This window comes from Saccharothrix sp. DSM 118769 (assembly GCF_052936295.1).
Genome location: NZ_CP193627.1, coordinates 4875535 through 4899907, shown reverse-complemented (window position 1 = coordinate 4899907; position 24373 = coordinate 4875535). Strand labels below are relative to the sequence as shown.

The window sequence follows — 24373 nt, the reverse complement described above, 5'->3', positions numbered from 1 at the left end:
GGACCTGCCGGTCCGCCCCCGGGGGGGGTTCGTCACAGTTCGCGGACCACGCGGGCCGGGTTGCCCACCGCCACCACGTTCGCGGGCAGGTCCCGGGTCACCACCGCGCCCGCGCCCACCACCGTGTTCTCCCCGATCGTCACGCCCGGCAGCACGACCGCGCCGCCGCCCAGCCACGCGTTGTCGCCGACGGTGATCGGCTTCGCGGCCTCCCACTTGTCGCGCCGCGGCCCCGGCTCCACCGGGTGGGTCGGCGTCAGCAGCTGCACGTTGGGCCCGATCTGCACGTCCGCGCCGATCACGATGGGCGCCACGTCCAGCGCGACCAGCCCGAAGTTGGCGAACGTGCCCGCGCCCACCCGGATGTTCCAGCCGTAGTCGACCCGCAGCGGCGGCCGGATCACCACGCCCTCGCCGACCGCGCCCAGGTGCTCGGCGAGCAGCCGGTGCCGCAGCTCCCCGTCGCGCGCGCCGGTGGCGTTGTAGGCGGTCATGAAGTCGTCGGCGCGCAGCGCGTCCGCCGTCAACGACTCGTCGGCGATGTACGACTCGCCTGCGAGCATCCGCTCGCGCATGGTGCGATCAGCCATCCCCCGACCGTACCGAGCACGACTCCCGCACCGTGCGGAGCACGACTCCCGCACCGCACCGGACGCGACTCTTGCGCAATCTTGACGTCGCACGTGAAGATATCGGCGTCCAGTAGCCCGCCGGCCGGAGGATTTCCACGATGTCGACGTCGCCGTACGGCCTGCACCGCGTCCTGCATCCCGCGGGCGTGCTGCCGCAGCAGGCGTGGCGGCTCGACGCCGACGACACGTGCGGCCCCGACGAGGTCGTCCTCGACGTCGAACGGCTCAACCTCGACGCCGCCTCCTACCGGCAGCTGCGCGAGCTGCACGGCGTCGACGGCGTGCGCCGCGCCGTGCTCGACATCGTCGCCGACCGCGGCAAGATGCAGAACCCCGTCACCGGGTCGGGCGGCATGCTGCTCGGCACCGTCCGCGAGACCGGCCCCGACTCGCCGCTGGGCCTGCGCCCCGGCGACCGCGTCGCCACCCTCGTCTCGCTCACCCTCACCCCGCTGCGCATCACCGACGACCTCGCCCGCTGGGACGGCGCCTCCGAACAGGTCCCCTGCGCCGGCACCGCCGTGCTGTTCGGCCGCTCCATCGCCGCCCCGCTGCCCGAGGACCTGCCCGACGACCTCGCCCTGTCCGTGCTCGACGTGTGCGGCGCCCCCGCCCTGACCGACCGCGTCGTGCGCCGCCGCACCGCCCCGTCCGTGCTGGTCCTGGGCGGCGGCGGCAAGTCCGGGTCGCTGTCGCTGGCCGCCGCCCGCCGCGCCGGCGCGTCCCGGCTGACCGCGCTCGTGCCCACCGACGCCGAGGCCGATGCCGTGCGCGCCGCCGGGCTCGCCGACACCGTCGTCGTCGCCGACGCCCGCGACCCCGTCGCCGTCGCCACCGCCGTCCCCGCACCCGCCGACGTGACCGTGGTGTGCGTCGACGTCCCCGGCTGCGAGCACGGCGCGGTCCTCGCCACCGCCGACGGCGGCACGATCGTGTTCTTCTCCATGGCCACCTCCTTCCCGGCCGCCGCCCTCGGCGCCGAGGGACTGGCCGCCGACGTGGAGATGCTGATCGGCAACGGCTACGTGCCCGGCCACGCCGCCTTCGCCCTCGACCTGCTGCGCGCCGAACCTGCCGTGCGGGCGCTGTTCGGGCACAGGCAGACTCGGCAGACGTGATTACCCTTCTCGTGGGTGGGCGCGTCCACTCCCCGACGAACCCCGACGCCACCGCGATGGCCGTGGACGGCGACACCGTGGTGTGGCTCGGCCAGGACTCCGTCGGCCGCGCCCTGCACCCCGACGCCCGCGTGACCGACCTCGGCGGGGCGTTCGTCGCGCCCGCGTTCGTCGACGCCCACGTGCACGCCACCTCCGCCGGCCTGCTGCTCACCGGCCTGGACCTCACCGGCTGCCGCTCCGCGCGCGACCTGCTCGACGCGGTGCGCGCCGCACCCGGCCCCCTCGTGTGGGGACACGGCTGGGACGAGACCGCGTGGCCGGAGGGACGCCCCCCGACCCGCGCCGAACTCGACGAGGCCGCCGCCGGCAAGCGCGTCTACCTCTCGCGCATCGACGTGCACTCCGCCCTGGCCTCCACCGCCCTGCTCGACCTCGCCCCCGCCGCCCGCGACGCCGACGGCTTCCACCCCGACGGCCCGCTCTCCCGCGCCGCCCACCACCACGTGCGCGGCGCCGCCAAGGACGCCATCCCCGCCGACCGCCGCCGTGCCGCCCAGCAGGCGTTCCTGCGCCACGCCGCCTCCCGCGGCGTCGCCTCCGTGCACGAGTGCGCCGGCCCCGACATCTCCGGCCGCGACGACCTCGCCGACCTGCTCGCCGGCGACCTGCTCGACGTCGTCGGCTACTGGGGCTCCGTCGACGGCACCGACCTGCCCGTGCGCGGCCTGGCCGGCGACCTGTTCGTCGACGGCGCCCTGGGCTCGCGCACCGCCGCCCTGTGCAGCCCCTACGCCGACGCCGACACCACCGGCGCGCTCTACCTCGACGCCGACGCCGTCGCCGAGCACCTGGTGGCCTGCACCCGCGCCGGCGTGCAGGGCGGGTTCCACGTCATCGGCGACGCCGCCGTCGCCGCCGTCGTCGAGGGCTTCGACAAGGCCGCCGCCGTCGTGGGCGCCCCCGCCCTCGCCGCCCGCCGCCACCGCCTCGAACACCTGGAGATGGTCACCTCCGAGCAGGCCGCCGCCCTCGCCGCCCACGGCGCGGTTGCCTCCGTGCAGCCCCTGTTCGACCGCGCCTGGGGCGGCCCGGACGGCATGTACGCCCAGCGCCTCGGCGTCGAGCGCGGCACCCGCCTCAACCCGTTCGCGAGCCTCGCCGCCGCCGGCATGGTCCTCGCCCTCGGCTCGGACGCCCCCGTGACACCGGTCGACCCGTGGGCGGCGGTGCGGGCCGCGGTGCACCACCGCACCGAGGGCCACGGCCTCTCCCCGCGCGCGGCGTTCACCGCCCACACCCGCGGCGGCTGGCGCGCCGCCGGCGTCGACGACGGCGTCACCGGCACCCTGCAACCCGGCGCGCCCGCCACCTACGCCGTGTGGGACGCCCCCGCCCTGGAGGTCGCCGCCCCCGACACCCGCGTGCAGCGCTGGTCCACCGACCCGCGCTCCCGCGTCCCCGCCCTGCCCGCCCTCGACGGCCCGGCACCGGTGTGCCTGCGCACCGTGCTGCGCGGACGCACGATCTTCGAGGGGGACCTGTGACGGTCCCCGTCCCGAGGTCGGGCGCCGCGACCGGGCGGCGATCGACGCACAGCGACGAACAGGAGTGACACATGGCGTTGCTCGACCTCGACCCGGCGGTGGTCGCGAAGGCACGCGCCCTCGCCGCACGGGCCGCCGCGCCGGTGGTGGACCTGGCCAGGGCCCACACCACGGTGGCGGTCGAGCGCGCCACCCTGCGGCTGGCCGGCATCACCGGCGCGGACTCCACCCACCGCGCCGGTGACGTGCCGTGGGTCAACCGGGTCGTGGACACCGTGCGCGAGCACTGCGGCCTGGAGCACGGCGCCGCGCTGCCCGTCTTCCACGCCCTGCGCGAGCACGACCTCACCAGCCTCACCGACCTCGCCGAGGCCACCGCCGCCGGGCAGGTCGCCTACCGGGTGCCCGAGGGCCGCGACCGCGCCCGCGCCGAGAAGGCCGCCCGCGCCGCCGTCACCCGCGGCATCCGCACCGTGGACCGCAACAAGGCGCAGCGCGACAAGCTCGTCGCCAAGCTCGGCGACCCCGCCCAGCGCCCCTGGATCTACCTGATCGTGGCCACCGGCGACATCGACGAGGACGTCGTGCAGGCGTGCAACGCCGCCCGCGCCGGCGCCGACGTCATCGCCGTCATCCGCTCCACCGGCCAGTCGCTGCTGGACTACGTGCCCGAGGGCGCCACCCACCACGGGTTCGCCGGCACCTACGCCACGCAGGAGAACTTCCGCATCATGCGCGCCGCCCTGGACGCGGTGTCCAAGGAGGTCGGCCGCTACGTGCGGCTGACCAACTACGCCTCCGGCCTGTGCATGCCCGAGATCGCCGTCCTCGCCGGCCTGCAACGCCTCGACATGATGCTCAACGACTCCATGTACGGCATCCTCTTCCGCGACATCAACCCGATCCGCACCTTCGTCGACCAGCGCTTCTCCCGCCAGGTCCACGCCCGCGCCGGGATCATCATCAACACCGGCGAGGACAACTACCTCACCACCGCCGACGCCGTGGACGCCGCGCACACCGTCACCGTCTCCCAGCTGCTCAACGAGCACTTCGCGCACGAGGCCGGCCTGCCCGACCACCTGCTGGGCCTGGGCCACGCCTTCGAGATCAACCCCGCCGTGCCCGAGTCGTTCCGCCTGGAACTGGCCCACGCCCTGCTCGCCCGCGAGCTGTTCCCCGACGCGCCGCTCAAGTGGATGCCGCCCACCAAGCACATGACCGGCGACGTGTTCATGGGCTACCTGCTCGACGGGTTCTTCACCCTCGCCGGCGTGCTCACCGGCCAGTCCATCCTGCTGGTCGGCATGATGACCGAGGCCGTCGTCACCCCGTTCCTCTCCGACCGCGACCTCGCGCTGGCCAACGTCCGCTACGTGCTCAACGCCGCCGGCGGCCTCGCCGGGGACTTCCGGCCCGCACCCGACGGGCTCATCGTCAAGCGCGCCCACCAGGTGCTCGGCGAGGCCGTCGACCTGCTGGAGCGCATCGTCGCCGACGGCCTGCTCGACGCCATCGCCGACGGCACGTTCGGCCTGATGAAGCGCCCCGCCGACGGCGGCAGGGGCGCGGACGGCGTCGTCGCCAAGGCCGACGGCTACCTCAACCCCGCCTCCGAGCTGCTGGAGGAGCGGCGATGACCAAGCGGCACGTGCGCCCCTACGGCGACACCACCGGCGACGGCATGGTGCAGACCTCGTTCACCCTGCCCGTCCCGGCCGGCCCGCGCGCCGACGGCGCCGCCCAGCAGCTGGCCAACAGGATGGGCATCGACCCCGCCATGGTCGTGCACTCCCACCCCATCGGCCCCGACTTCACCTTCTTCGTCGTCTACGGCTCGGTGAAGCACGTCGTGGACCTCGACGAGGTGCGCGTCGTGGAGCGCGAGTACCCGCTGCTGCCGCCCGCCGAGGTCAACACCGCGATCCGGAAGCTGCTGCGCCGCAAGCTCGTCGTCGTCGGCGGCTGCATCGGCACCGACGCCCACACCGTCGGCATCGACGCCATCCTCAACATCAAGGGCTTCGCCGGGGAGAAGGGCCTGGAGTACTACCGCGAGCTGAAGGTCGTGAACCTCGGCGCGCAGGTCTCGGTACCCGAACTGGTCCGCCGCGCCCGCGCCGAGAAGGCCGACGCCGTGCTGGTCTCCCAGGTCGTCACCCAGCGCGACGCCCACCTGCTCAACACCCGGGAGATGTCGGCGGCGTTCCGCGAGGCCATGGGGGAGCGGCGCCCGCTGCTCATCGCCGGCGGCCCCCGCTTCGACCCGCTGATGGCCGACGAGCTGGGCGTGGACCGCGTGTTCGGCCGCGGCACCACCCCCGGCGAGGTCGCCAGCTACCTCGTGCACGCCGTGAAGACGAAGAAGGGGACCGCTGCGTGAGCCTCACCGAGGGTTTCTCCGTCACCCACCGCCGCTACGTGCCCCACTCCCACGCCCACTACGGCGGCGCCCTCGTCGACGGCGCCTACGGCCTGGGCTTGTTCGGCGACGTCGCCACCGAGCTGCTCATCCGCACCGACGGCGACGAGGGCCTGTTCGCCGGCTACTCGCACGTCGAGTTCACCGCCCCCGTCCTGGCCGGCGACGTCGTGGAGGCCACCGCCACCCTCGTGCGCGTGGGCACCCGCTCGCGCGAGATCGAGTTCGAGGCCCGCGTCGTGTGCCGCTCCGCCCCCGAGCGGGGCCCCTCGGCCGCCGACGTGCTCGACCCGCCGCTGGTCGTCACCCGCGCCCGCGGCACCGTGGTCGCCCCCAAGCGGGACCGCGGCGGGGCCGGGGACTAGCCGTGGACCCGGCGCAGCGCGCACAGGTCGGTGTACTCCGCCTTGCCGAACCGGCCCAGCTCGTCGGCCAGCGCCCTGCCGTCCGCGCCGACCGCCTCCGCCATCGTGATGGTCGCCGGCAGCGCCTCCGGGCGGGCCAGCTCCACCACGTCCGGGTGGTCGGCGAACAGCTCCTTGAAGCGCTCGTAGTTCTCCTGCCTGGTCCGCGCCTCCAGCTCGCGCACCCGCGGGTCGCCGCGCAGCGCGGCCTCGGCGGCCCGCATCTCCTCGTCGGTCTGCAGGGTGAGCTCGATCAGGGAGCACCGGGCGGACGGGGCGCCCTCGACGCGGTGGTCGGGCACCAGCAGCGCCACCGCGGCGGTGGCCACGACGACCGCGCCGAACGCGGCGACGGTCACGGGTCTGCGCATCCGCCCACGATCCCACGCCGGGGCGGCGCGGCGCGCCCGAACCGGGGGACGGGGTGTCCCGGTTCACGCTCTGCCACTATCGACGCGTGATCAGCCTCGATCAGGCTTCGTCCGTGCCGCCCTACGAGCAGGTGCGGTCCCAGTTCGCCCGCAAGATCACCGACCGCGAGCTGGCCGTGGGCACCCGGCTGCCCACCGTGCGCGCCCTGGCCGCCGAGCTGGGCATCGCGGTCAACACGGTGGCCCGCGCGTACCGCGAGCTGGAGGAGGCGGGTCTCATCGAGACCCGCGGCAGAGCGGGCACCGTGGTCAGCGCGGCGGGGGAGCGCAGCCGGGAACGGGTGCTGCGCGCCGCCCGCGGCTACGCCGCCACCGCCCGCGAGCAGGGCCTGACCGCCGACGAGGCGCTGGAGATCGTGCGGGCCGCCCTGTCCGGCTGAACCCGCCTGCCGGACCGGCCGCCCGGACCGGCTCGCCCGCCCCACCGGCCCGGCGAGCCGATCACCCGTAGGGTGATCAAACGTGGCAGCCGAACACAGCGACCCGGCCCGGACCCTCGCGGTGCTGTGGCGCACCCACGAGCGCAGCGCCCGCAAGGACCTGGGCGTGGACCGCATCGTCACCGCCGCGGTCGCCCTCGCCGACGCCGAGGGCATCGGCGCGCTGTCCATGCGCCGGGTCGCCGAGAAGCTCGGCGTGGGCACCATGTCGCTCTACACGCACGTGCCGGGCAAGGCGGAACTGGTCGACGTCATGGTCGACCACGTCAACGGCGAGACCGCCCGGCCGGCCGACGTGCCCGGCGGGTGGCGGGGCAGGCTCACCCACCTGGCCCGGGAGAACTGGGAGCTGCACCTGCGCCACCCGTGGCTGCTGGAGGTGCCCTCGCACCGCGCCGTGCTGGGCCCCAACGTGGCCGCGAAGTACGACTACGAGCTGGGTGCCGTGGACGGCATCGGGCTGACCGACCTGGAGATGGACTCGGTGCTGGCCCTCGTGCTGGGCCACGTGCGCACCGCCGCCCGCGTCGCGGTCGAGGCCGACCGCACCGAGCAGCGCACCGGCCTGACCGACGAGCAGTGGTGGCAGGCCGCAGCCCCCTACCTGGCCCGCGTGTTCGACCCGCGCCGCTTCCCCCTCGCCGCCCGCGTGGGCGCCGCGGCCGGCGAGGCGCACGGCGCGGCCCACGACGGTGAGCACGCGTTCGCGTTCGGCCTGGAACGCGTGCTCGACGGCGTCGAGGCGCTGGTGCGGTCGCGTCAGTAGGCGGCCTTGGGCATCATCGCCCACAGCACGATGTAGACGAGGAACTGCGGACCGGGCAGCAGGCAGGACACGACGAACAGCAGCCGCACCGTGCTCGCCTTCCAGCCGTAGCGGGCCGCCAGGCCCGCGCACACGCCCGCGATCATCTTCTGGCTCTGCGGCCTGCTCAACGTCGTCATGTCTCCACCATCCCCGCGTTCACGCCCCCCGACATCGGTGGACACCCTGATCCCTACCCAGGGGCGGCCCGCCGCAATCCAGGGCAACCCCGACGGCCCCGGGACGTCCTGCCGCCGGACGGGTGCCCGCGGGGGTGATTTCGAACAGGTCGTCGAACCGCATCGGCGCGAGCACGACCAGCGCCCCGGCGATGAAGGCGGGACCCGGCCGGAGAGCGCCGTGCACCACCCGTGACACGGTGGACCGGTCGACGCGCATCGCCCTGGCCAGGGCGTAGTCGGAGTGGAAGCCCGCGAGCCTGGCCGCCTTGGCGAACATGCGGGAGCGTAGCCGGACGGCGTAGGGCGCACCGACGGGCTGCTTGTCGGTCATGGTGCGCCCGAACCGCCGGTCGCGCGGCGGACCCCGCCCACCGAGGCGGGCAGCTCACGAGGTCGAGCCGGCCGATCGTCCCCCTGCTTGCGTCCGCGCCGGGGGTAGGGCTGCCCGGTGGCCTTGAGGGCGATGGCCTTGGCCACCTCGGCGAGGTCGAAGGCCAGTGCCGCCTCGACCTCCGCCAAGTCGACGTCGCCGTGCGGCTCACCACCCGGTCCGGCCGGTGGGGGAGCTGCCTGCGCGCTCTCGTCCACCAGGCGGACGACGTAGCGCGCCAGCTCGGTGTTGACACTGCTCAACCAGGCGTTGAACAGCAGTTCGTCCCTGGTCACCCCCGACCCCCGACCCGACTCCCGAAGCCCGCTCGCCGTGCACCCCGAGGCGCTGCCACGCCGCTCACCACCCGTCGTCCGTTCAGCGATCGGCACCGAAGAGCGGTACCGCCGGCCACGCTAGAGGTGACCGAGCGTCACGAGTCGTACAAAATGTGCAACCACCGCCCGGCTACCCTTGCCCTCGTCGACCCGGAGGAGCCGAGGAGGTCGGATGCCCGACAGCGCCGGTGGGGTCGGCAGGCGAGTGCGCTACTGGCGCCTGCGCCGCAACCTCGGCCGCAAGCAGTTCGCCGACATGGTCGGTCGCTCGACCTCGTGGCTGGACAAGGTCGAGTCGGGGGAGCGCGACCTCTCCCGCATCCCGGTCATCGAGCTGGTCGCCGACGCCCTCGCCATCGACCCCGGCGTCCTCACCGACGCACCCGCCGCGGCGCGCGCCGCCGGCTGCGTGGACGCCGCCGAGGTCAGCGCCCTCCGCGCGGCACTCGGCCGCTACCCCGGCCTGTCGACGCCGGACAGCGAACCCGCCGGCGTCGCCCAGCTCGCCCGCCAGGCCGACTACGTCGACCACGCCTGGGCCTCGTCGCACTTCACCACCGTCGCCCGGCACCTGCCCACGCTGCTGCAAGCAGCGCAGCGGGCAGCCCTCGCCGCACCGCCGGCGGAGCGGGTCGACGCCCACCGCGTGCTCATCTCCGCGTACCGCCTGGCCTCCTCGATGCTGCTCAAGTTCGAGAGCCACGACATCGCCTGGCTGGCGGCCACCCGCAGCGTCGCCCGCGCCATGACCGCGGCCGGGCAGCGCACCGAGGCGGTCGAAGCCCTGCTGGGCATGTCCGAGCGCATGCGCCCCGAGGTGACCAGGCACCTGACGAGCCTGCTCTCCCTGCACGGCATGCTCCACCTCGCCGCCGCCATCACCGCGGCCGAGCAGGACGACGCCTCCCTGGCCCTGGCCATGCACCGGGAAGCCACCCGGGCCGCCGAACGCATGGAGCGCCACTACGACACCCACCACACCCACTTCGGCCGCGCCAACGTCGCCGTCCACCGCGTCGCCGCCCTCGTCCGCCTCCACGAGGCCGGAGCAGCCCTCGACGTCGCCGCGACCATCCCCCGCGACGCCCTCGCCGGGCTGCCGCCGGAGCGCCGCGCCAGTCACCTGCTCGACCTGACCGAGGCCAACGCCCGGCGCGGCGGCTTCGCCGAGGCCACCCGCACCCTCGCCCGAGCCGAGCGCACCGCACCGCAGGAGGTCCGCTGCCGCCCCCTGGCCCACGGCCTGCTCAGGGTGCTGCTGTCCAACACCGCCGGGGAACCCGCCCGCCTGGTGCGGCAGATGGCCGCGCGAGCCGGAGTGCCCGCGTGACCGGACGAGTCCTCTACCTGGTGATCTGCGGCGCCGGACCCGCCCGCCGCGTCGACGTTGCCGTCGAGCTCGCCCAGGACGCGGGCTGGGCGGTCCGCTGCCTCGCCACACCGGCCGCCGTCGAGCACTTCCTCGACCTCGACGAGCTGCACCGGCTCACCGGCCACCCCGTGCGCACCGACTACCACCGCCAAGGCCGGCCGTCACTGCCTCCCGCCGACGCGGTCATCGTCGCACCGGCCACCTACAACACGGTCAACAAGTGGGCGGCGGGCACCGCCGACACCTACGTCCTGACGCAGCTGGCGGAACTCACCGGCCTGGGCGTGCCGATCGCCGTCCTGCCCTTCGTGAACACGGCACTCGCGAACAACGCCGTGTTCCACCGCAGCGTCGAAGCACTGCGCGGCTCAGGGGTGGGTGTCCTGTTCGGTCCGGGCGGCTTCGAACCCCACCCACCCGGGCAGGGGGAGCGCGCACTGGCGCACTACCCCTGGAAAAAGGCAGTCGACATCATCGGAGAAATGGTCCTTCATGTGGATCGACCAGGTAGTTGAGCGTTCCTGGGTGTCGCGGGCCGGCAGATGTCGTCACCTGTCGACCCGCGACACATGAGCGCCCGATCAGAAGAGCCTGTCCGCGGTTTTGCCGTTGCGCGCGGTCGCGCATTCGCGGGCCAGTGGACACCGTTCGCACAGGGGTGCTTGTTTGTGGCAGTGGAGCTGACCGATCAAGCGCAGCGCGGCCATGCGCAGTGGTGCTTTGGCATCACCGCCCACCAGGCGGGACAGGTCGACCCTGCCGTCGGTGAGGCTGTTCGCCCGCGCCGAGGTGGTGCCGAGCACCCGTGACGATACGCGGATGACGGGTTGGCTGGTCAGCAGGACATCATCCCCGGCCATCAGTTTCAGGAGGGCGGTCTTCCCGGGGGGCAGGTCCAGCACTTCCGGCATGTCCTGGGGATGCAGCCAGAGCTTCCGTTCGTCCTGCAACTGCCGCAGGCGTGCGACGACAGCCGCCGCCGATCGTGTGGCGGCTGCTTGCTCGATCAGGTCCACCGCGAGTTTGGTGACCCGTCCCTTGGCCGCCACTTCGCGGAGTCCGGGGCCGTAGGCGATCAGGTCGGCGGGTGACGGGTCGAGCATGGCCACGATCGCGGCCACAGGTGGGGTCAGGCTCTCGCCCGGCAACACGCACCAATAGGTGCTGGCGCGGCGCTTCTCCGCCCAGGTGGCCAGGCGTTTCGCCAGGTCACGCCACTGCCTCTGAGCTGGCTGGGCGGGACTGTCCGGCGGGAGCAGCGCAGTGGCTGCGGCCTTGCCGAGCATCGGAGGCACGGCGTTGCCGATCTGCTGGAACGCGTGGCTGCGGCTGCCGGCGAAGCGGAAGTCGTCCGGGAACGTCTGGATGCGTGCTGCTTCGCGGACGGTGAGGGTGCGGTTCTCCGACGGGTGGATGTACCAGTAGCCGTCCTTCGCGATGTGCGCGGTGATGGAACGGCTCAGCTCGTCCCAGTCCAGGCGCTTGTACTTGTCGTCGAAGGTGTCGGCCTTGTACCTGCGCAGATCGGGATCGATGTGCGCGTAGAGCGTCTTGGACGTCATGAGGCCGAAGATCTTGCGGTCGTCGTCGCGGACCGGCCGGGTCATGTGGTCCCACACCCTGTCCCCGTCGGTGTTCCGCCTCATCGCCCTGGCGAACTCCGACAGCTCCTCGGTGGGCGCGTACGGCAGGTCGCGGCCACCGGTGGTCAGACCGAGGTCGGGTAAGTCCTCGATCGCCTCCCGCACGGTCACGGGGCTCCCCGGCTCGGGCCAGGGGAACGCGTCGCCGTCGAGGCGGGCGAGCAGGATCAGGCGCTTGCGGTGCTGGGGGACGCCGTACCGCCACGCGTCGACCAAGCGCAGGTTGGTGCTGTAGCCCGCGCGTTCCAGCATGTCGATGATCCGCCGCACCACGTGGAAGTCATCGCCCAAGGCCATGTCGGGGACGTTCTCCATGAGCACCGCACGCGGTCTGACCTTCAGCACTACGTCGACGTAGGCCCGCCACAACTCCTTGCGCTCGTCGAACTCCTCGCGCAGACCCGCGTCCACGAGGCTGCGGATCTTGCTGCGCCCGGCACGGCTGAACGGCTGGCACGGCGGCCCGCCTGCGATGAGGTCGATCTCGGCGTGCTTGAGCATCCTGATCAGCGCTGCGCGCTTTTTCAGGTCGCCGAGGTCGACGTCGAGCGCCAAACCCGGGAAGTTCGCCCGGTGCGTCTGCAGCGCGAACTTGTTGTGGTCGACCGATGCGGCGACGGTCCACCCGGCGTTCGTCAACCCGAGGCTCAGCCCGCCGCCACCGGAGAACAGGTCGACCGCGAGCCGAGCGCCGTTCGACACGCGCTCGGCGCACCACTGCCCGAACGTCTCCTCGGTGCACGCGTCGGGGTGCTCCGGTAACTGCAACAGGTCACTGCGCTCGAGTTTCACCGCGTAGACCGCCACGTCGCCCCCCGTCCTGCCAACCGGGACCCGCGCGGGACCTCCACCACCGACGATCTGGTTCTGCTCAACTTCTTCCATGCCACTTCCCGGGACCGGTCCGATCGGCCGCCCCGATGCGCGAACGACGAAAACAGGGGATGAGGTCACTAACCGGCGAGGACGTCGGAGGGAGGGGCCCAGCCCATCGTGCGGACGCGGTCCCAGCAGGCGGGCTTCTTCGCCCATTCGGTGACGTTGCCGCCGCTCGGGGGAGAGGTGAGCACCCGCCGCACCGCCTCCGCGACGTCGGGGACCGCCGCGGCGATTGCCTCGGGCAGGGCCTGCTCGCGCCAGAGCCGGTCCAAGTCGAGTCCGCCGAGCGTGTGCACGATCAGGGACACCGCGTGCGCTGCGGTCTGGCCCAGGTAGCCGCCGAAGTTCCGCTTCTGGATGATCGACCGCACCTGGCGGAACACGATCCCCTTGGCGACCAGGTGGCGGAAGTACACGTCCTCGGGAGCTCCGCGCTCGGCCAAGCCCCCTTCGGACGTCCACGTGCGGAAGCACTTCTCGGCACCCTGGCACACGACGTCCGGTCGGAGCCCGTAGGCGTACTCGTACTTGGCGGCGTCTGTCTTGCCGAAGCGCTGCCGCACCGGGTTCTCGCGGTCGAACTGTCGTCGCGCCGCGGCGGTGGCGAACTTGTTCTTCTCGACGTCGTACTGCCCGCGGACCCGTTCGTAGTACCAGCGGGTCTGTACGACATCGACGCCGAGCGGGGTGACCCAGATGGTGCGGGACCACCGCTCCAGTCCCACGTGGAAGCGGCTGTTGCCCTCGAAGTCGGCCGGGGTGACGGCGTTCTGCGAGTTCGCGTAGCGGGAGATCTCCGGAACCATGCTGTCCAGCCGGTCGTCGGGGATCAGGGTGATCTTCGCGGGCACGGTGACCTGCGACAGGTCTATCCCCTTGCGGGCCGCGTGGTGCAGCGAGGCGGTGGTCTGCCCGCCGTTGACGATCTGCAGTTCGGTCAGGCCGCGCAGCAGCAGCCCGTTCGACGCCTGTTCGAGGTCCGCCGCACGGGCCGTGGCGGAAATGCCGTTGTTGAAGGCCAGGAACTTGCCCGGTTGTTCCGCGATCGTCTTCGCGATCCCCTTGTTGACGTTCCCCCGGGCCTGGAGGTAGGCGCGCACGTTGCGCTGGAGCAGGCGGCTGTGGTGTTCGTCGTACAGGTCGGCCAGCAGCTTCCCCGGCAGCATCGCCATCAGGCATCGGTACCCGTCGGACTGCTCGGGCGACTCCAGGCACTGCACCTCGTACCCCATCTTCGCGACGTCGATGAGGATGTCCTCCTGCTGGGCCCCGGAGCTGAGCAGCTTCTGCAGGCGGTTGACGTCCCACACGTGAACGAGGGTCGGGAGTCCGGCGACGGTGGCCTCCTCCGCCTTGCGCAGCCCCGTTCTGCCGTCGGTGAAGACGAAGATCTTGATCATCTGCAGCTGGGGCCACGCGCTGTGGACGCGCTCGGCCATGTCGTAGCTCGGGCTCGACCGCTCGAGCTGCTCGTGCAGGCCGCTGCGGCAGAACTCGGCGAAGGCGCCGACCCGGCGGACCAGTTGGGTGAGCCGCTCGCGCTTCAGCGGCTCGGCGTCCAAACCGTAGTCGGCCGTGACGAGGTGCAGGATCGTGCCCTCGCCCGCGATGTCGTACCCGGCCACCTCGACCCGGCGGTTCTGCCAGGGCGCGAACAGGTAGCAGGTTTCCAGGTCGTCCAGCGCCCCGTCGTCGATCAGGTGCTCGCCGACCACGGTCACGAACGCGTCCCGCGCCATCAGCTCAGGCTCGGCCTGGACCCGGTCCTCCACCCTGCGTCGCAACTCGGCCGCGAAGGCGGCGAGTTCGCCGTCCGTCACGTCGTCCCCCCAGTTCGGTGTCGTTCCATCACGAGTTCTGATTTGCCACGCGCGATGCGCGCGAGGGCGGTCAGTCGCGGCCGCAACGGCCGTGGCGGCACGACCAGGGCTCCCGGGTGGTCCTCACCCCACGCGGCGCGCTGCTCGACCGGCACCTCGACGAGCACCCTGGCGAGTGCTGTGCCCTCGGCCAGGTCCAGCCCGTCGAGTCCGAGCCACCCGCCGAGCGAGAGGTAGCGGCCGTCGCACCGCACGTAGAAGCCCTGGCTCGACGGCCAGTCGGTGGGATCGCCGACCGAGGCCGTGTCCCCGGCGCGCAGGGCGTCCGGGTGGGGGAGCACGCGAGGGCTCACGACCACCGAGATCCCCTCGGCGGCCACCCTCTCCTCGCCGAGGTGCTGACCTGCCGGGTTGGCCCACAAGAACGGGTCCTGGGCGGTCACCGCGCGTCCGTCGACGTCGACGGACGCGGTGCGCTCGACCAGCTCGCCGAACACAACGCCGAGGTCGCGGACGCAGCGGTCGAGGATGGTGCCGATGCTCGCACGGGCGATCTGGGGGCGCGGGGCGCGCAACAGCACGACCGACCACCGGTCAGCCTTGACCTCGGGTACCAGGCCGGTGGGGAGCCTCCGCGAGGCGCGGTTCAACCACCACGTGTCGCTGTCCGCCGCGGAGGTGAGGACCAGGCAGGCCGAGGACGTGTGCGCGTCCCACGTCGTGATCTCGTCGTAGAGGGAAGCGGCGACACCCAGGGCCGCCGATCCGCGCGACGCTTCGCGGCCTTCGCAGAGAGTCGTGAGCAAGGTGTACCCGGCGAAGGTCGCCCCGTCGTGGACCAGCGCCAACCTGGCGTTCGTGCCGGTGCCCGCGGTCCTGATCAGGACGTGGCGAGCACCGGACCGCAGTACTCGATCCACCAGGGCGATCAGCAGGTGGCCGATGGAGCCGTCCTCACCGGCGGCGCCGAGTCGTTCCGCCAGTCCCGACCCGGTGGCGATCTCCTTGCCGGTCGGCCGCTTCTCGCGGACCGGTGCGCGCACGACGCTCAGCCGACGGCTCGGCTGTTTCGCCGGAGGTGGGGGAGCGGGTTCCGCGCCGTCGGCGAACAGCCCCACCTCCGCCAACTTCCTGATGAGGTTGCTCTTCGCCCTGCTCTCGATCTGGCGCACCCGTTCACGGGTCACCGAGAAGTGCTCGCCGACCTTTTCCAGGGTGCGGTCGTCACCGGTGTCGAAACCGAACCGCAACCGCAGGACCTCGGCCTCGCGCTCCTTGAGCCGGGAAACCGCACTCCGCACGAGTTCGGCCCCGAGCGCGCGGTCCACCACGTGATCGGGGTTCGAATCGTGCTCGAACGGAGCGGGGATCAGTTCGGCGAACGTGTGTTCGCCGTTCACGCCCAAGGGCGCGTCCAAGCTGATCAGGCCTTTGGCGAGTCGGAGGCAGTCCACCACCTTCTCCGGGGAGAAGCCGGTGCGCTCGGCGACGTCCGCGACCGAGACCTCGTCCTGCTCGGCGCGCAACCTGTTCCAGGTGGCGCGTACCTTGCGGACTTCCTCGTGCTTGTGCACGGGCAACCGGATGAGCGTGCCCTCATCGGGGACAGCGCGTCCCATGTGCTGGTTGATCCAGTTCACGGCATAGGTGGAGAACTTCAGCCCGCGGGAGCCGTCCCACTTCTCGATCGCCCTCATCAGGCCGAGCACACCGTGCTGGTACAAGTCCTCGTGGTCGAGACCGGCGCCCAGGTGCCTGCCGATCCAGGAACCCACGAGACCGGTGTTGTGCAGCACCATGGCGTCGAACGCCTTCGCCCGCTCGTCGTCGTCGCGCAGGGTCGCGCGGAAGCCCTTCGGCAGTTCCTCCGACAACGCCTCGCCGGTGGACCGCATCAACGTCGCCAGCCCGACCTCCTGCTCCGCGGTGAGCAGGTGCTTGCCGCGGGCGCTGCTCCGCAGCGGGGTGACGAGCAGGGCGCGCGCGCTGTCGACGGCAGACCTGGCAGGGGCGACCGGTTGTTCCGGATCGGTCGGGAACGGAGAGGGCGGCGGGACGGCAGGGCTGACCTCGACCCACTCGTCACCCGGTACGTCGCGCGTGCGGTCGTCCAGCAGGGTGGGCGGCAGGCCGTCCAACGCCGTCGGCCGGCCTGCTCCGGAATAGGACAGGATCAACCCGGAACGGCTCGTCGGGCCGAGCACCCGCAGCGCGTTCTCGAAGCGGAACCGGGTCTCCACCTGGTCGAGCCCCGCCAGCACGACGTGGTCGAACCGCATGCCGATGGCGCTTGCCCAGGTCAACACCTTGATCCCGGGGTCGGACGCGGACACCGCGGCGTGCCTGGGGACGCTGATGCCGGACAGGTGCCACTGTGTCCTGCCGTCGAACAGGTCGCCGATCCCGTCCTTGAACACCCGGGTCAGCTCCCAGGTCGGGAGGAGGACCCCGATCCGCTTGTCGCGGTGCGCCGCCGCCAGCTCCGCGACGAACCTGATCTCCTCGTCGGCGTCCTCGTGGTTCACCAACACCGGGCGCCCACCACCGCCGGCTGGTTCCGCGAGGGCCGAGCTGTCGTCCAGGTGCCGGAGCAGCGCACGGACCTGCGGGGTGCCGCTGTCCGTGTCGTGCACCGCGGTCGGCGAGTTCACGCCCAGGAGCGTCGTGAAGTCTTCGAGGGTCGTACCGGAATCGTCGACCACCTGCACGGGGTCCATGAACACGGTGGCCTCGACGCCCAGCAGCCGAAGCACCCTGTAGAAATCGGGCGGCAACTGCTGTCCGTGGACTACGACGACGTGCCGCCGGTCCAGCGGTCGGACGTAACGAGCCCTCAGACGTTGCTTGAAATCCCAGAAGTCGATGTCGTAGTCGCCGGACTCCGGTGGTCTGGTCCGCAGCGCGGCGTTCCACGTGTCGGAGAAGTAGCGGTGGTAGGTCATCGCCACGTCGCCGCGGCTCTCGAACGGCAGCAGGGTGCGGATGCGGTTCTTCAGCACGCTGGACCTGGTGATGACGTGAAGCTCCACACCGTGTCCGCGCAGGCGCTTGTAAGCCGCCACCGCCCTGACCGCTTGATCGACATCGGGGCCGGCGACCATCACCTCGTAACGAGGTGGCCCATGGACCGGTGCGCGTAACGCGGCGCTCACACCGTGCTCCCGGGTACGCCGTCGACGGCTGCGACCGGGTTCTTGAAGAAGCCGAACACCGGGTCGACCAGCAACCGCCGGTCCAGGAGCCGGTTCGTCGCTTCGCAGCTCGTCTCCGGCGCCAAGGAGCACGCGTGGCACGCGGCCAGCGACAACCCGTCCGGGCCCTGCCCCGGGTGGTCCCCGCACACGGGATCGAACGAGCACCAGCGGGCAGCGGTGATCGACATGTCGAGCAGCCTGCCCAGGCGCGGGAATTCGCCCATCCGCACCAGACCTCCCAGCGTGCCCTCGGAGTCGCCGGCAGCGGTGTAGATCAGCACCCCGGCCATGGAGGGGCCCACGCCCTCCTTCGTCACGTACAGGCGCTCGCGCAAGGAGGAGGTCGAATAACCGGCTTCGAAAGCGGTGTTCCGCAGGAGCAGGTGCGCGAAGGTGTGCAGCAGCACGTAACGGGGCGTCGGCTGGGGGAGCCACTTCGCGCCCTTCTGCTCGTGCCGCTCCACCAGCTTCCGACACCGGTCCACCACGGCTGCGGACTGCTCCCAGTCGAGCAGCGCCTGCTCGTCGAGCTTCAGGAAGAAGCCCTCGCCGAACACCTCGACGGCGGGCAGGAAGTCACTCTCGCCGCTCAGGTTCGATGGCACCTTCTCCTTCATGGTGTGCCGCTCGAAGTGCGTCAGCACCCGGACCTCGCGGAGGCGGTCGACGAGCACGACATCCGCGATCAACCTGTTCCAATCGGTCGCCGCGGCGCGCAGCGGTCGGTCTGCTCGCCGCGAGATGAACCGGTCGCGGTGGTCGTGGTCGTCCTGGGGGTTGATCAGGGCGGCCCACTCGTCCGGGCGGATGTTCTCCGGACCGCCTTCGACGGGCACCCGGGCGTCGTCCACCTCGCGCGCCAGTGCCGCTTCGACCTCGGCCACCGGGACGCCGTACTCATCGGCCGCCAACTCGATCATCCCCTTGGCCAGCTTGTAGCCGGGATTGGCGACGAGGAACTTGAACTCGCCGCTCTTCATCAGCGCTGTCAACGGGTCGCTGATCGTGCTCCACGCCGACTCGGGCGGGATGTCGATCGCGCTCTCTACGGTCGGGAAGTACACGCTCGACGCGCCCCGCTGCATCGCCACCACCTGCTCGGGACACTGCTCGGCGTCCTTCTGGTCCTGCCAAGGCTGCTTTCCCGAGCACTTGCTGCCGATCTGGCTCAAACCGATCTTCGTGGTGAGCCCGTCGAGGGACCGTTCGCCTTTGCACGAGACGCAGCGCACGACGAGCGAGTTGAGCCCACCACCGACATCGGCCTTGTTGAGGAACTGCAGGTCCGACCGCTGGCACTGGTTCTGGTGCCGGTCGCGGCGAACCGCGGAGTGCGCCCACCGGACCCAGTCCACGTCCGAGAGGTGCCCGTTGGCGCACACCGCCACGAACCTCATGGGAATGAGTTGCTTCCCGTCGGGGCAGCTGCAGGTGGGAGCGGTGTTCGTCACCTCCCTGGTGTAGGACCACCGGCTCATGCGCCGGCACGACGGGCAGAACAACCACTGGGGGAACCGGTAGTAGGGGATGGGCCTGCGGGGTGACGGCGACGCCAGCGAGTCCACCCGGAGGTAGGCCGCCAAGCGGGGGAAGTCGATCGGCACGTGCCCGCCCCGCCACCTGCCGGCATCCTCGACCACGAACGACTCACCGACGAGGTCGATGATCGCCCCGGGACCGAAGGGACTGATGATCTGCGAGCGCCGAACCTTGCGCACGGTCACTTCCGCGCTCCCCTCACCTGGACCTGGACCTCCACGTCGACGCTGCGCATCGAGTCGAGCGTCGCCCAACCGTCACCGCCCTCGGTGAACCGCCTGAGCAACCGGGGCCGTTCGCGGCCCCCCTGGCTGTAGCGCAGGCCGCCGAAGGGCACCGCGTCGACGGATCGCTTCGCCCACGTCTCGATGAGGTCGTCCAAGTGGACCCGGACCCGCTCGAGCTCGGTGGCGTCCGCGCGTTCCACGCGGTCCAGGAACGCCTTGACGAGCGCGCGGAACCGCTCGTCGGAAGGGTCGAACGATGCGGCTTCCTGGTCGGCCGACAAACCGAGTGCGTGCCGCACCAACACGACGAGGTCGGCGTGCAGGGCGCGCAACCTGGCCGGCACCGAGAACGGTGTGACCGAACTCGGCTCCACCGAGCGGTAAAGGGTCGCGTGGTACGGGGCGAACGACTCGTAGTGCGACCGGTCGCGCGGCTTGGACGGTGAGTAGACGGTCACGACGAGACCAGGGCGGTCGGCACTCCGGCCGACACGGCTGGTGGCCTGGATGTACTCGGCGGTCGTCTTGGGTTGGCCGACGACCGTCATGATGCCTAGCCGGCTGACGTCGACACCGACCGAGATCATGTTCGTGCTGGCCAGGAAGGACACAGCGCCCGGCGCGTCGTGCGGTTTCTTGAGCCGGTCCAGGCGCTGCGGGATCTGCGCGGACGCCACGTTGCTGGTGAGCTCGACGACGTTGTCGTCGTCCAGGTGCCGCACGTGGTCCTCGGCCCGTGCGATCACCTTGAGCCGCGAGGGGATGTCGTCGGAGGCCAGGTTGATCGTCTTGCCGAGTTCGCGGAGGCTGTTGTGGTAGACGACCAACGTCGAGTAGGCGTCCTCGGCGGCAGGAGTCAGGTCCACCTCGAGCGGTGCCTGCAACTGCGCCGCGGCGACGTGGATGAGCGCGGTGAGCGGTGTGTGCCCCTGGGGCATGACCCCCGCGTAGGCACGGCCGGGGCGTTCCAAATCCGTGCGCACGAAGTACGAGTCGGCCGCATCGACGCCCGCGGGCGGGAACAGCGCGACAGGGCGTCCGAAGACGCCTCTGGTCTGCTCGTCGGCCCGGCGGATGGTGGCGGTGGCCGCGACGATCTTCGGTTTGTGCCCGAGGTGTTCCAACAGCACGTCGAAAGCCGCCTCGTAGAGCCCGACGATGGTCCCGAGCGGGCCGGAGATCAGGTGGAACTCGTCCTGGATGATCAACGACGGTCCAGGGTCGCTGCCCGCGCCGAAGAACGCGCCGGTGTTCTCCTTCCAGACCGTGCGGGCGAACTTGTCGACGGTGCCCACCAACATGGTGGGCGGGTTCAGGTAGAGGTCCTCGTCCACCGATGACATGGGCAGTTCGGTGCGGAACGGACACCTGTCGTTGACGCAGCGCACCCGGAAAGAGCTGTTGGTCGCCGAAATCCCCCAACGCTGCTCGTCCTCCGGCGCGCCAGGCACGATCCGCGTGCCGCACCACGGGCACGACTCGATCTGGAAGCCCTGGTCACGGGCTGCGCCGTCGCGTGCTCGCGCGAGGAGTCGACGGGCCTCGGTGAAGGTGTTGGGGCTGTTCTCGCCACCAACCCACAGCCCGATCGACACCGGACGGCTGCCAAGCCGTCCGTCGGCACCGCGGCGCACCAGCTCGCAGGCAGCGATCATGGTGGCGGCCCGTTGGAACTGCTGACTGGTGAGCAGGCGCAGCGTGTACCTGGTGATGACCGTCGTGCCCGCTCCGGCATCGCCCCTGGTCAGCCGACGGTGGAGGATGGTGAACGCCGCGAGTCCCAGGTACGCCTCGGTCTTCCCGCCGCCGGTGGGGAACCAGATCAGGTCGACCAGGTCGCGCTCCTCGCCCTCGTGGACCACCCCCTTCACCGTCATCAGCAGGAAACCGAGCTGGAACGGGCGCCATGCCCGGTCGAGCGAGTCGTAGTCGACCTTCGTGTCCGGCGCCTCCGACGGGGCGTGCGGTGAGCCGCCGAGGTTCTCGTGGCTGTGCGCCATCTGCATGAGCATCACCCGGTTGGCCAGCGCGAACGCCTCGAGGGCGTCCCGGTCCTCGCGCAGGAACCCGATACCGGCGAGCATGCGGTCCCGTGCCCGTGCCGCGCGGTCCCGCAACCGCTCAGCGGCTGGGCGCAACCGCGGGGTGAGGGTCTGCGCCGCGGCGTTCCACGTCTTGTCGATCCAGCTCGAGTACCGGTCGACGAAACGGGTCAAGGCGTCGAACACGGGTGCCGCATCCGTGTCGGCGCGTGCCAGGAAGTTCAGGCGGAGCACATCCGCCACATCCGGCAGGTCGGGCACGCGCGGCAGGTCGAAGGCGACGTTGGGCACGACGTGCACCGGGACGAAGGACGTGCCGACCCAATCGGGTCGGTCACCCACGGTGTCCCAGCCGGCCGCCGTTCCGTGGCCGACGGCGTACACCGGGACGTCGCGGTACTGGAGCTCGAGTTCCTCCGCCTCCTCGTCGCTGTGCGCCCGTGGTTGGACCGGGTAGGGGGTGATGGCACCCTCCGCGACCGAGCAGCGCAACACCACCTGGAAGAGGCAGTCCTCAGGGTCCACCGCCTGGCGTTCGCCCTGCACCCTGCGATTGACGAGGACGACGGTGACCACCACGCCGTCGGGGTGCGGGCGCCACGTGACCTCGACGCTGGCCGCCTCCTCCCAGATGGGCTCGCTCCGGCTGCTTCCCGAGGGCGGGACATCGATCCGAACCGATCCGTTCCCGGGGAGTGCCAGCGGTTCACGCTGCCACTCGTCCTCCGCGACCTTGCGGTACCGCGCGGCCCGTACCTCCACGTCGATCGCGGACCGGCTCGTGGTCATGAAGCTGATGCCGGCGGAACTCGGCCTGCTCTGGCCCGCCAGGGTGATGGGGTCCTCGTCGTCGTCCTCGGGCAGCGCACCAGCCTGTTCGTCGACCTCTTCGGCGTCGTCCGCCGGTCCGCCGGCGTCGGCGGCGTGCGGGCTGAGGGACATCGGGTACAGCACGGCGGTCAGGTACCGGTGCTGGGGCGCCTTCTCGTAGAGGACCTCGTCGTCGCCCTCGGCCGGCCCGACCAACTGGTCGTGCAGGTACTCGAGCACCCGGTCCCGGTCCGGGAACCCCGTGGTGTGCACCTGCGTCACCCCTCCACCTCCGTCTTGCCGGCCTTGACCACCCACAGGGCCGCCTTCGCCCGGGTCATGCCGACGTACAGCTGGACCCGTGCCGCCTGTTCGTCCGCCGCGTCGTCCACCTCCAGGACGACGTACCGGCTCTCCAACCCCTTGAACTCGGCCACCCGCGCGAACCCGACGTGCCCCCGGCCGGGCTTGCGCATGCGCATCAGGTCCAGCACGTCGACCCGCTCGAGCCACTCGGCGGGCAGTTCGCCGAAGATCGACGCTGCCAGGTCGTACGGCGACAGCAGCACGACCTGCTCGAGCGGCACGTCGTGCTCCTCGAGTTCGGCCAGTACCGCCGATACGGCGGTGACCGCCTCACCGCGGTCCTCCTCCACCACCACGACCTCGCGGCCATGGCCGGCGGTGGTGACCCCCAGGTCGGCTCCCGTCCGTTCCTGGGTGGCACGGACGATTTCGATGGTGTTGCGGCAGTTGTCCATCAGGTCGACGAAGGTGGGGCGGTGGGAGTCGAGCCGCGCCATCGCGTCGTCCTCGTACTGGCCGACCAGTCCCCGCTGGTTGTTCGAATCGAGGAAGAAGGCCCAACGGCCATCGGCCAACCCGCCGGACAGCACTCTGTCCACCGCGTCGAGGTCGCGTCCGTTGATGACGTCCTGGGCTTCGTCCACCACTACCACGTCGAAGGAGTCCGCACCAAAAGTGGACACCTGGTCGAACGGAACTGTCGTGATTTTGTCCATTTCCTGCTGCGAGCGGACGAAGGAAGCCAGGACGTGGCTGCGGCACGTCAGCAGAACGCGCTTGTCGGAACCGCGGACACGTCGGCACATCTCGACCGCCAGCATGGTCTTGCCCGTTCCTGCCCCGCCTTCGAACACCAAACGCGGGTTTCTGCGGTGCTGGTCGAGAGCCTTGTACTGGCTGTTGGTCAGGGCGACGAGTTCCTTCTCCACCAGGTCGTCGAGGCGGCGCAGGGACAACACCCGGTCGAAGCCCGGTCGGAGCACGTCCAGGTAGCGCTCGACGTCTGCGGGGGACAGGGGAGCCCTGGCGTCGGGCTTGGCTTCCCAGAAGGACCCCAGCCGATCGAGGCAGTCGGCCCACCCCTCGGTCGCCATGCGGGTGGAGTTGATCACCATCTCCGGACTCCACTCGACGCTGACCGCGTCGAACTCGCTGTCCGGGAAGACGACGCCGTACCCGAACACGGTGCGGTCGACCAGTTCCGGGTCGACATTGCGACGCAGGACCTTCTCCAGTGCGAACATGCTCGACCCCGCCTGGTCGAGGGGGCTCTCCTTGAGCCGGTGCCGCCCGCCCTTGAGGTCGCGCGTGTGCCAGACGCCCCGCCTCAGTTGGATCTCGCCACCCTTGACCTCCAGCACGAGCAGTCCGCGCTCACCCAGCAGCAGGAAGTCGATCTCGCAGACCCGCTTGCGGTCGTGCTCGGGCAGATTGGTGCTGTGCATGGCGTAGTGCCATCCGGGCACTTCGAGCGCAGCCAGTTGGGAAAAGATTTCCTGCTCGGCCCTGCTGGCGCCGGGCGTCACCGAATCCGGAATCATGCGCATGGTGGTCAGCCTGCTTTGCGACAAGCGGGGGAGGAGGTCGAAGATGTGTTCGAGGGGTTCAGCGGAGTTTCCTTCCAGGAGCGGCCCGGCAACCGCGAACGGTCCATCGCTCGTTCGGGTGACATAGTTACACGAAGCTAAAGATGAGCAGTAGTCGCGTGCACGTTTTCGTCGCGTATGCGATCAGAGCACGGGTTCCGTTCTTCGAGATCCGATTTTTGCGGTCTGCATGACTGCGGGAATCGTATTGATCGGTGAACTATCCGCATGGTGCGAATTGGTCCAGGGCAGGGCCGGGTGAGCAC

Annotated in this window: 20 protein-coding genes; 9 read left to right on the top strand and 11 right to left on the bottom strand. The window is 71.2% G+C overall.

Translation table 11 applies throughout. The features are described from left to right. Positions 1-32: 32 nt before the first annotated feature. Positions 33-590, bottom strand: a complete 558-nt coding sequence (locus tag ACRAKJ_RS21305) for a maltose acetyltransferase domain-containing protein (protein ID WP_438924966.1) — start codon at positions 588-590, stop codon at positions 33-35. A gap of 140 nt (positions 591-730) precedes the next feature. Here ACRAKJ_RS21305 and kdd point away from each other — a divergent pair, with 140 nt between their 5' ends. The 5 genes from kdd (at position 731) to kal (ending at position 6084) form a co-directional block, all read left to right on the top strand. Next, entirely contained in the window at positions 731-1750 is a 1020-nt protein-coding gene (gene kdd / locus ACRAKJ_RS21300; RefSeq protein ID WP_438924967.1) for an L-erythro-3,5-diaminohexanoate dehydrogenase, read from the top strand. Positions 1751-1806: 56 nt separating this feature from the next. Beyond that, entirely contained in the window at positions 1807-3297 is a 1491-nt protein-coding gene (locus ACRAKJ_RS21295) for an amidohydrolase family protein (protein WP_438924981.1), read from the top strand. 71 nt (positions 3298-3368) lie between these two features. After that, complete coding sequence (gene kamD, locus ACRAKJ_RS21290; protein ID WP_438924968.1) at positions 3369-4937, top strand: lysine 5,6-aminomutase subunit alpha; 1569 nt, start codon at positions 3369-3371, stop codon at positions 4935-4937. Beyond that, positions 4934-5680 carry a lysine 5,6-aminomutase subunit beta gene (kamE, locus tag ACRAKJ_RS21285; protein ID WP_438924969.1) on the top strand — a complete coding sequence of 249 codons (747 nt, stop codon included), beginning with the start codon at positions 4934-4936 and terminating at the stop codon, positions 5678-5680. The genes kamD and kamE overlap by 4 nt, the downstream gene beginning before the upstream one ends. Beyond that, positions 5677-6084, top strand: coding sequence for a 3-aminobutyryl-CoA ammonia lyase (gene kal / locus ACRAKJ_RS21280; protein WP_438924970.1), 408 nt, complete (start codon positions 5677-5679; stop codon positions 6082-6084). The genes kamE and kal overlap by 4 nt, the downstream gene beginning before the upstream one ends. Here the strand turns inward: kal and ACRAKJ_RS21275 are convergent. Continuing rightward, entirely contained in the window at positions 6081-6494 is a 414-nt protein-coding gene (locus tag ACRAKJ_RS21275) for a permease-like cell division protein FtsX (RefSeq protein WP_438924971.1), read from the bottom strand. The genes kal and ACRAKJ_RS21275 overlap by 4 nt on opposite strands. An 86-nt stretch (positions 6495-6580) precedes the next feature. Between ACRAKJ_RS21275 and ACRAKJ_RS21270 the strand changes: the two genes are divergently transcribed. Then, positions 6581-6934, top strand: a complete 354-nt coding sequence (locus ACRAKJ_RS21270) for a GntR family transcriptional regulator (protein ID WP_438924972.1) — start codon at positions 6581-6583, stop codon at positions 6932-6934. 82 nt (positions 6935-7016) lie between these two features. Beyond that, entirely contained in the window at positions 7017-7760 is a 744-nt protein-coding gene (locus ACRAKJ_RS21265) for a TetR/AcrR family transcriptional regulator C-terminal domain-containing protein (RefSeq protein ID WP_438924973.1), read from the top strand. Here the strand turns inward: ACRAKJ_RS21265 and ACRAKJ_RS21260 are convergent. The 3 genes from ACRAKJ_RS21260 to ACRAKJ_RS21250 are packed head-to-tail and all read right to left on the bottom strand — an operon-like array spanning position 7754 to position 8647. After that, positions 7754-7939, bottom strand: coding sequence for a PspC domain-containing protein (locus ACRAKJ_RS21260; RefSeq protein WP_306750570.1), 186 nt, complete (start codon positions 7937-7939; stop codon positions 7754-7756). The genes ACRAKJ_RS21265 and ACRAKJ_RS21260 overlap by 7 nt on opposite strands. Before the next feature lie 19 nt (positions 7940-7958). Then, on the bottom strand, positions 7959-8312 hold the full coding sequence (locus tag ACRAKJ_RS21255; RefSeq protein WP_438924974.1) for a hypothetical protein: 354 nt from the start codon (positions 8310-8312) through the stop codon (positions 7959-7961). Continuing rightward, entirely contained in the window at positions 8309-8647 is a 339-nt protein-coding gene (locus ACRAKJ_RS21250; protein WP_438924975.1) for a hypothetical protein, read from the bottom strand. The genes ACRAKJ_RS21255 and ACRAKJ_RS21250 overlap by 4 nt, the downstream gene beginning before the upstream one ends. 214 nt (positions 8648-8861) lie before the next feature. Between ACRAKJ_RS21250 and ACRAKJ_RS21245 the strand changes: the two genes are divergently transcribed. Together ACRAKJ_RS21245 and ACRAKJ_RS21240 are read left to right on the top strand one after the other, a co-directional pair. Further along, positions 8862-10019 (top strand): helix-turn-helix domain-containing protein, encoded by a 1158-nt coding sequence (locus ACRAKJ_RS21245; RefSeq protein ID WP_438924976.1) that lies wholly within the window; start codon positions 8862-8864, stop codon positions 10017-10019. After that, the gene (locus tag ACRAKJ_RS21240) at positions 10016-10576 is read left to right on the top strand and encodes a flavoprotein (protein ID WP_438924977.1); all 561 of its coding nucleotides are present in this window, start codon (positions 10016-10018) and stop codon (positions 10574-10576) included. The genes ACRAKJ_RS21245 and ACRAKJ_RS21240 overlap by 4 nt, the downstream gene beginning before the upstream one ends. 66 nt (positions 10577-10642) lie before the next feature. On the opposite strand, the gene dcm is transcribed toward ACRAKJ_RS21240, so the two are convergent. The 6 genes from dcm to ACRAKJ_RS21210 all read right to left on the bottom strand — a co-directional run bounded on the left by dcm (position 10643) and on the right by ACRAKJ_RS21210 (position 24068). Beyond that, positions 10643-12589 carry a DNA (cytosine-5-)-methyltransferase gene (dcm, locus tag ACRAKJ_RS21235; RefSeq protein ID WP_438924978.1) on the bottom strand — a complete coding sequence of 649 codons (1947 nt, stop codon included), beginning with the start codon at positions 12587-12589 and terminating at the stop codon, positions 10643-10645. A 68-nt stretch (positions 12590-12657) separates the two neighbouring features. Then, positions 12658-14403: an AIPR family protein gene (locus tag ACRAKJ_RS21230; protein ID WP_438924979.1), complete on the bottom strand. Its 1746-nt coding sequence runs from the start codon at positions 14401-14403 to the stop codon at positions 12658-12660. After that, positions 14400-17432 (bottom strand): sigma-70 family RNA polymerase sigma factor, encoded by a 3033-nt coding sequence (locus ACRAKJ_RS21225; protein WP_447008634.1) that lies wholly within the window; start codon positions 17430-17432, stop codon positions 14400-14402. The genes ACRAKJ_RS21230 and ACRAKJ_RS21225 overlap by 4 nt, the downstream gene beginning before the upstream one ends. A 119-nt stretch (positions 17433-17551) precedes the next feature. Further along, entirely contained in the window at positions 17552-19321 is a 1770-nt protein-coding gene (drmB, locus tag ACRAKJ_RS21220) for a DrmB family protein (RefSeq protein WP_438926449.1), read from the bottom strand. Further along, the gene (locus tag ACRAKJ_RS21215; RefSeq protein ID WP_438926450.1) at positions 19318-22497 is read right to left on the bottom strand and encodes a helicase-related protein; all 3180 of its coding nucleotides are present in this window, start codon (positions 22495-22497) and stop codon (positions 19318-19320) included. The genes drmB and ACRAKJ_RS21215 overlap by 4 nt, the downstream gene beginning before the upstream one ends. Then, a complete protein-coding gene (locus tag ACRAKJ_RS21210; RefSeq protein ID WP_438926451.1) occupies positions 22494-24068 on the bottom strand; it encodes an NERD domain-containing protein in 1575 nt (524 codons plus the stop codon). The genes ACRAKJ_RS21215 and ACRAKJ_RS21210 overlap by 4 nt, the downstream gene beginning before the upstream one ends. Positions 24069-24373: the final 305 nt, after the last annotated feature.

Coding starts and splice junctions, on each gene's coding strand:
- kamE (WP_438924969.1), top strand. CDS start 4,934: ATGACCAAGCGGCACGTGCGCCCCTACGGCGACACCACCGGCGACGGC.
- kamD (WP_438924968.1), top strand. CDS start 3,369: ATGGCGTTGCTCGACCTCGACCCGGCGGTGGTCGCGAAGGCACGCGCC.
- ACRAKJ_RS21255 (WP_438924974.1), bottom strand. CDS start 8,312: ATGACCGACAAGCAGCCCGTCGGTGCGCCCTACGCCGTCCGGCTACGC.
- dcm (WP_438924978.1), bottom strand. CDS start 12,589: ATGGAAGAAGTTGAGCAGAACCAGATCGTCGGTGGTGGAGGTCCCGCG.
- ACRAKJ_RS21275 (WP_438924971.1), bottom strand. CDS start 6,494: ATGCGCAGACCCGTGACCGTCGCCGCGTTCGGCGCGGTCGTCGTGGCC.
- ACRAKJ_RS21245 (WP_438924976.1), top strand. CDS start 8,862: ATGCCCGACAGCGCCGGTGGGGTCGGCAGGCGAGTGCGCTACTGGCGC.
- ACRAKJ_RS21210 (WP_438926451.1), bottom strand. CDS start 24,068: ATGCGCATGATTCCGGATTCGGTGACGCCCGGCGCCAGCAGGGCCGAG.
- ACRAKJ_RS21305 (WP_438924966.1), bottom strand. CDS start 590: ATGGCTGATCGCACCATGCGCGAGCGGATGCTCGCAGGCGAGTCGTAC.
- kdd (WP_438924967.1), top strand. CDS start 731: ATGTCGACGTCGCCGTACGGCCTGCACCGCGTCCTGCATCCCGCGGGC.
- ACRAKJ_RS21295 (WP_438924981.1), top strand. CDS start 1,807: ATGGCCGTGGACGGCGACACCGTGGTGTGGCTCGGCCAGGACTCCGTC.
- ACRAKJ_RS21260 (WP_306750570.1), bottom strand. CDS start 7,939: ATGACGACGTTGAGCAGGCCGCAGAGCCAGAAGATGATCGCGGGCGTG.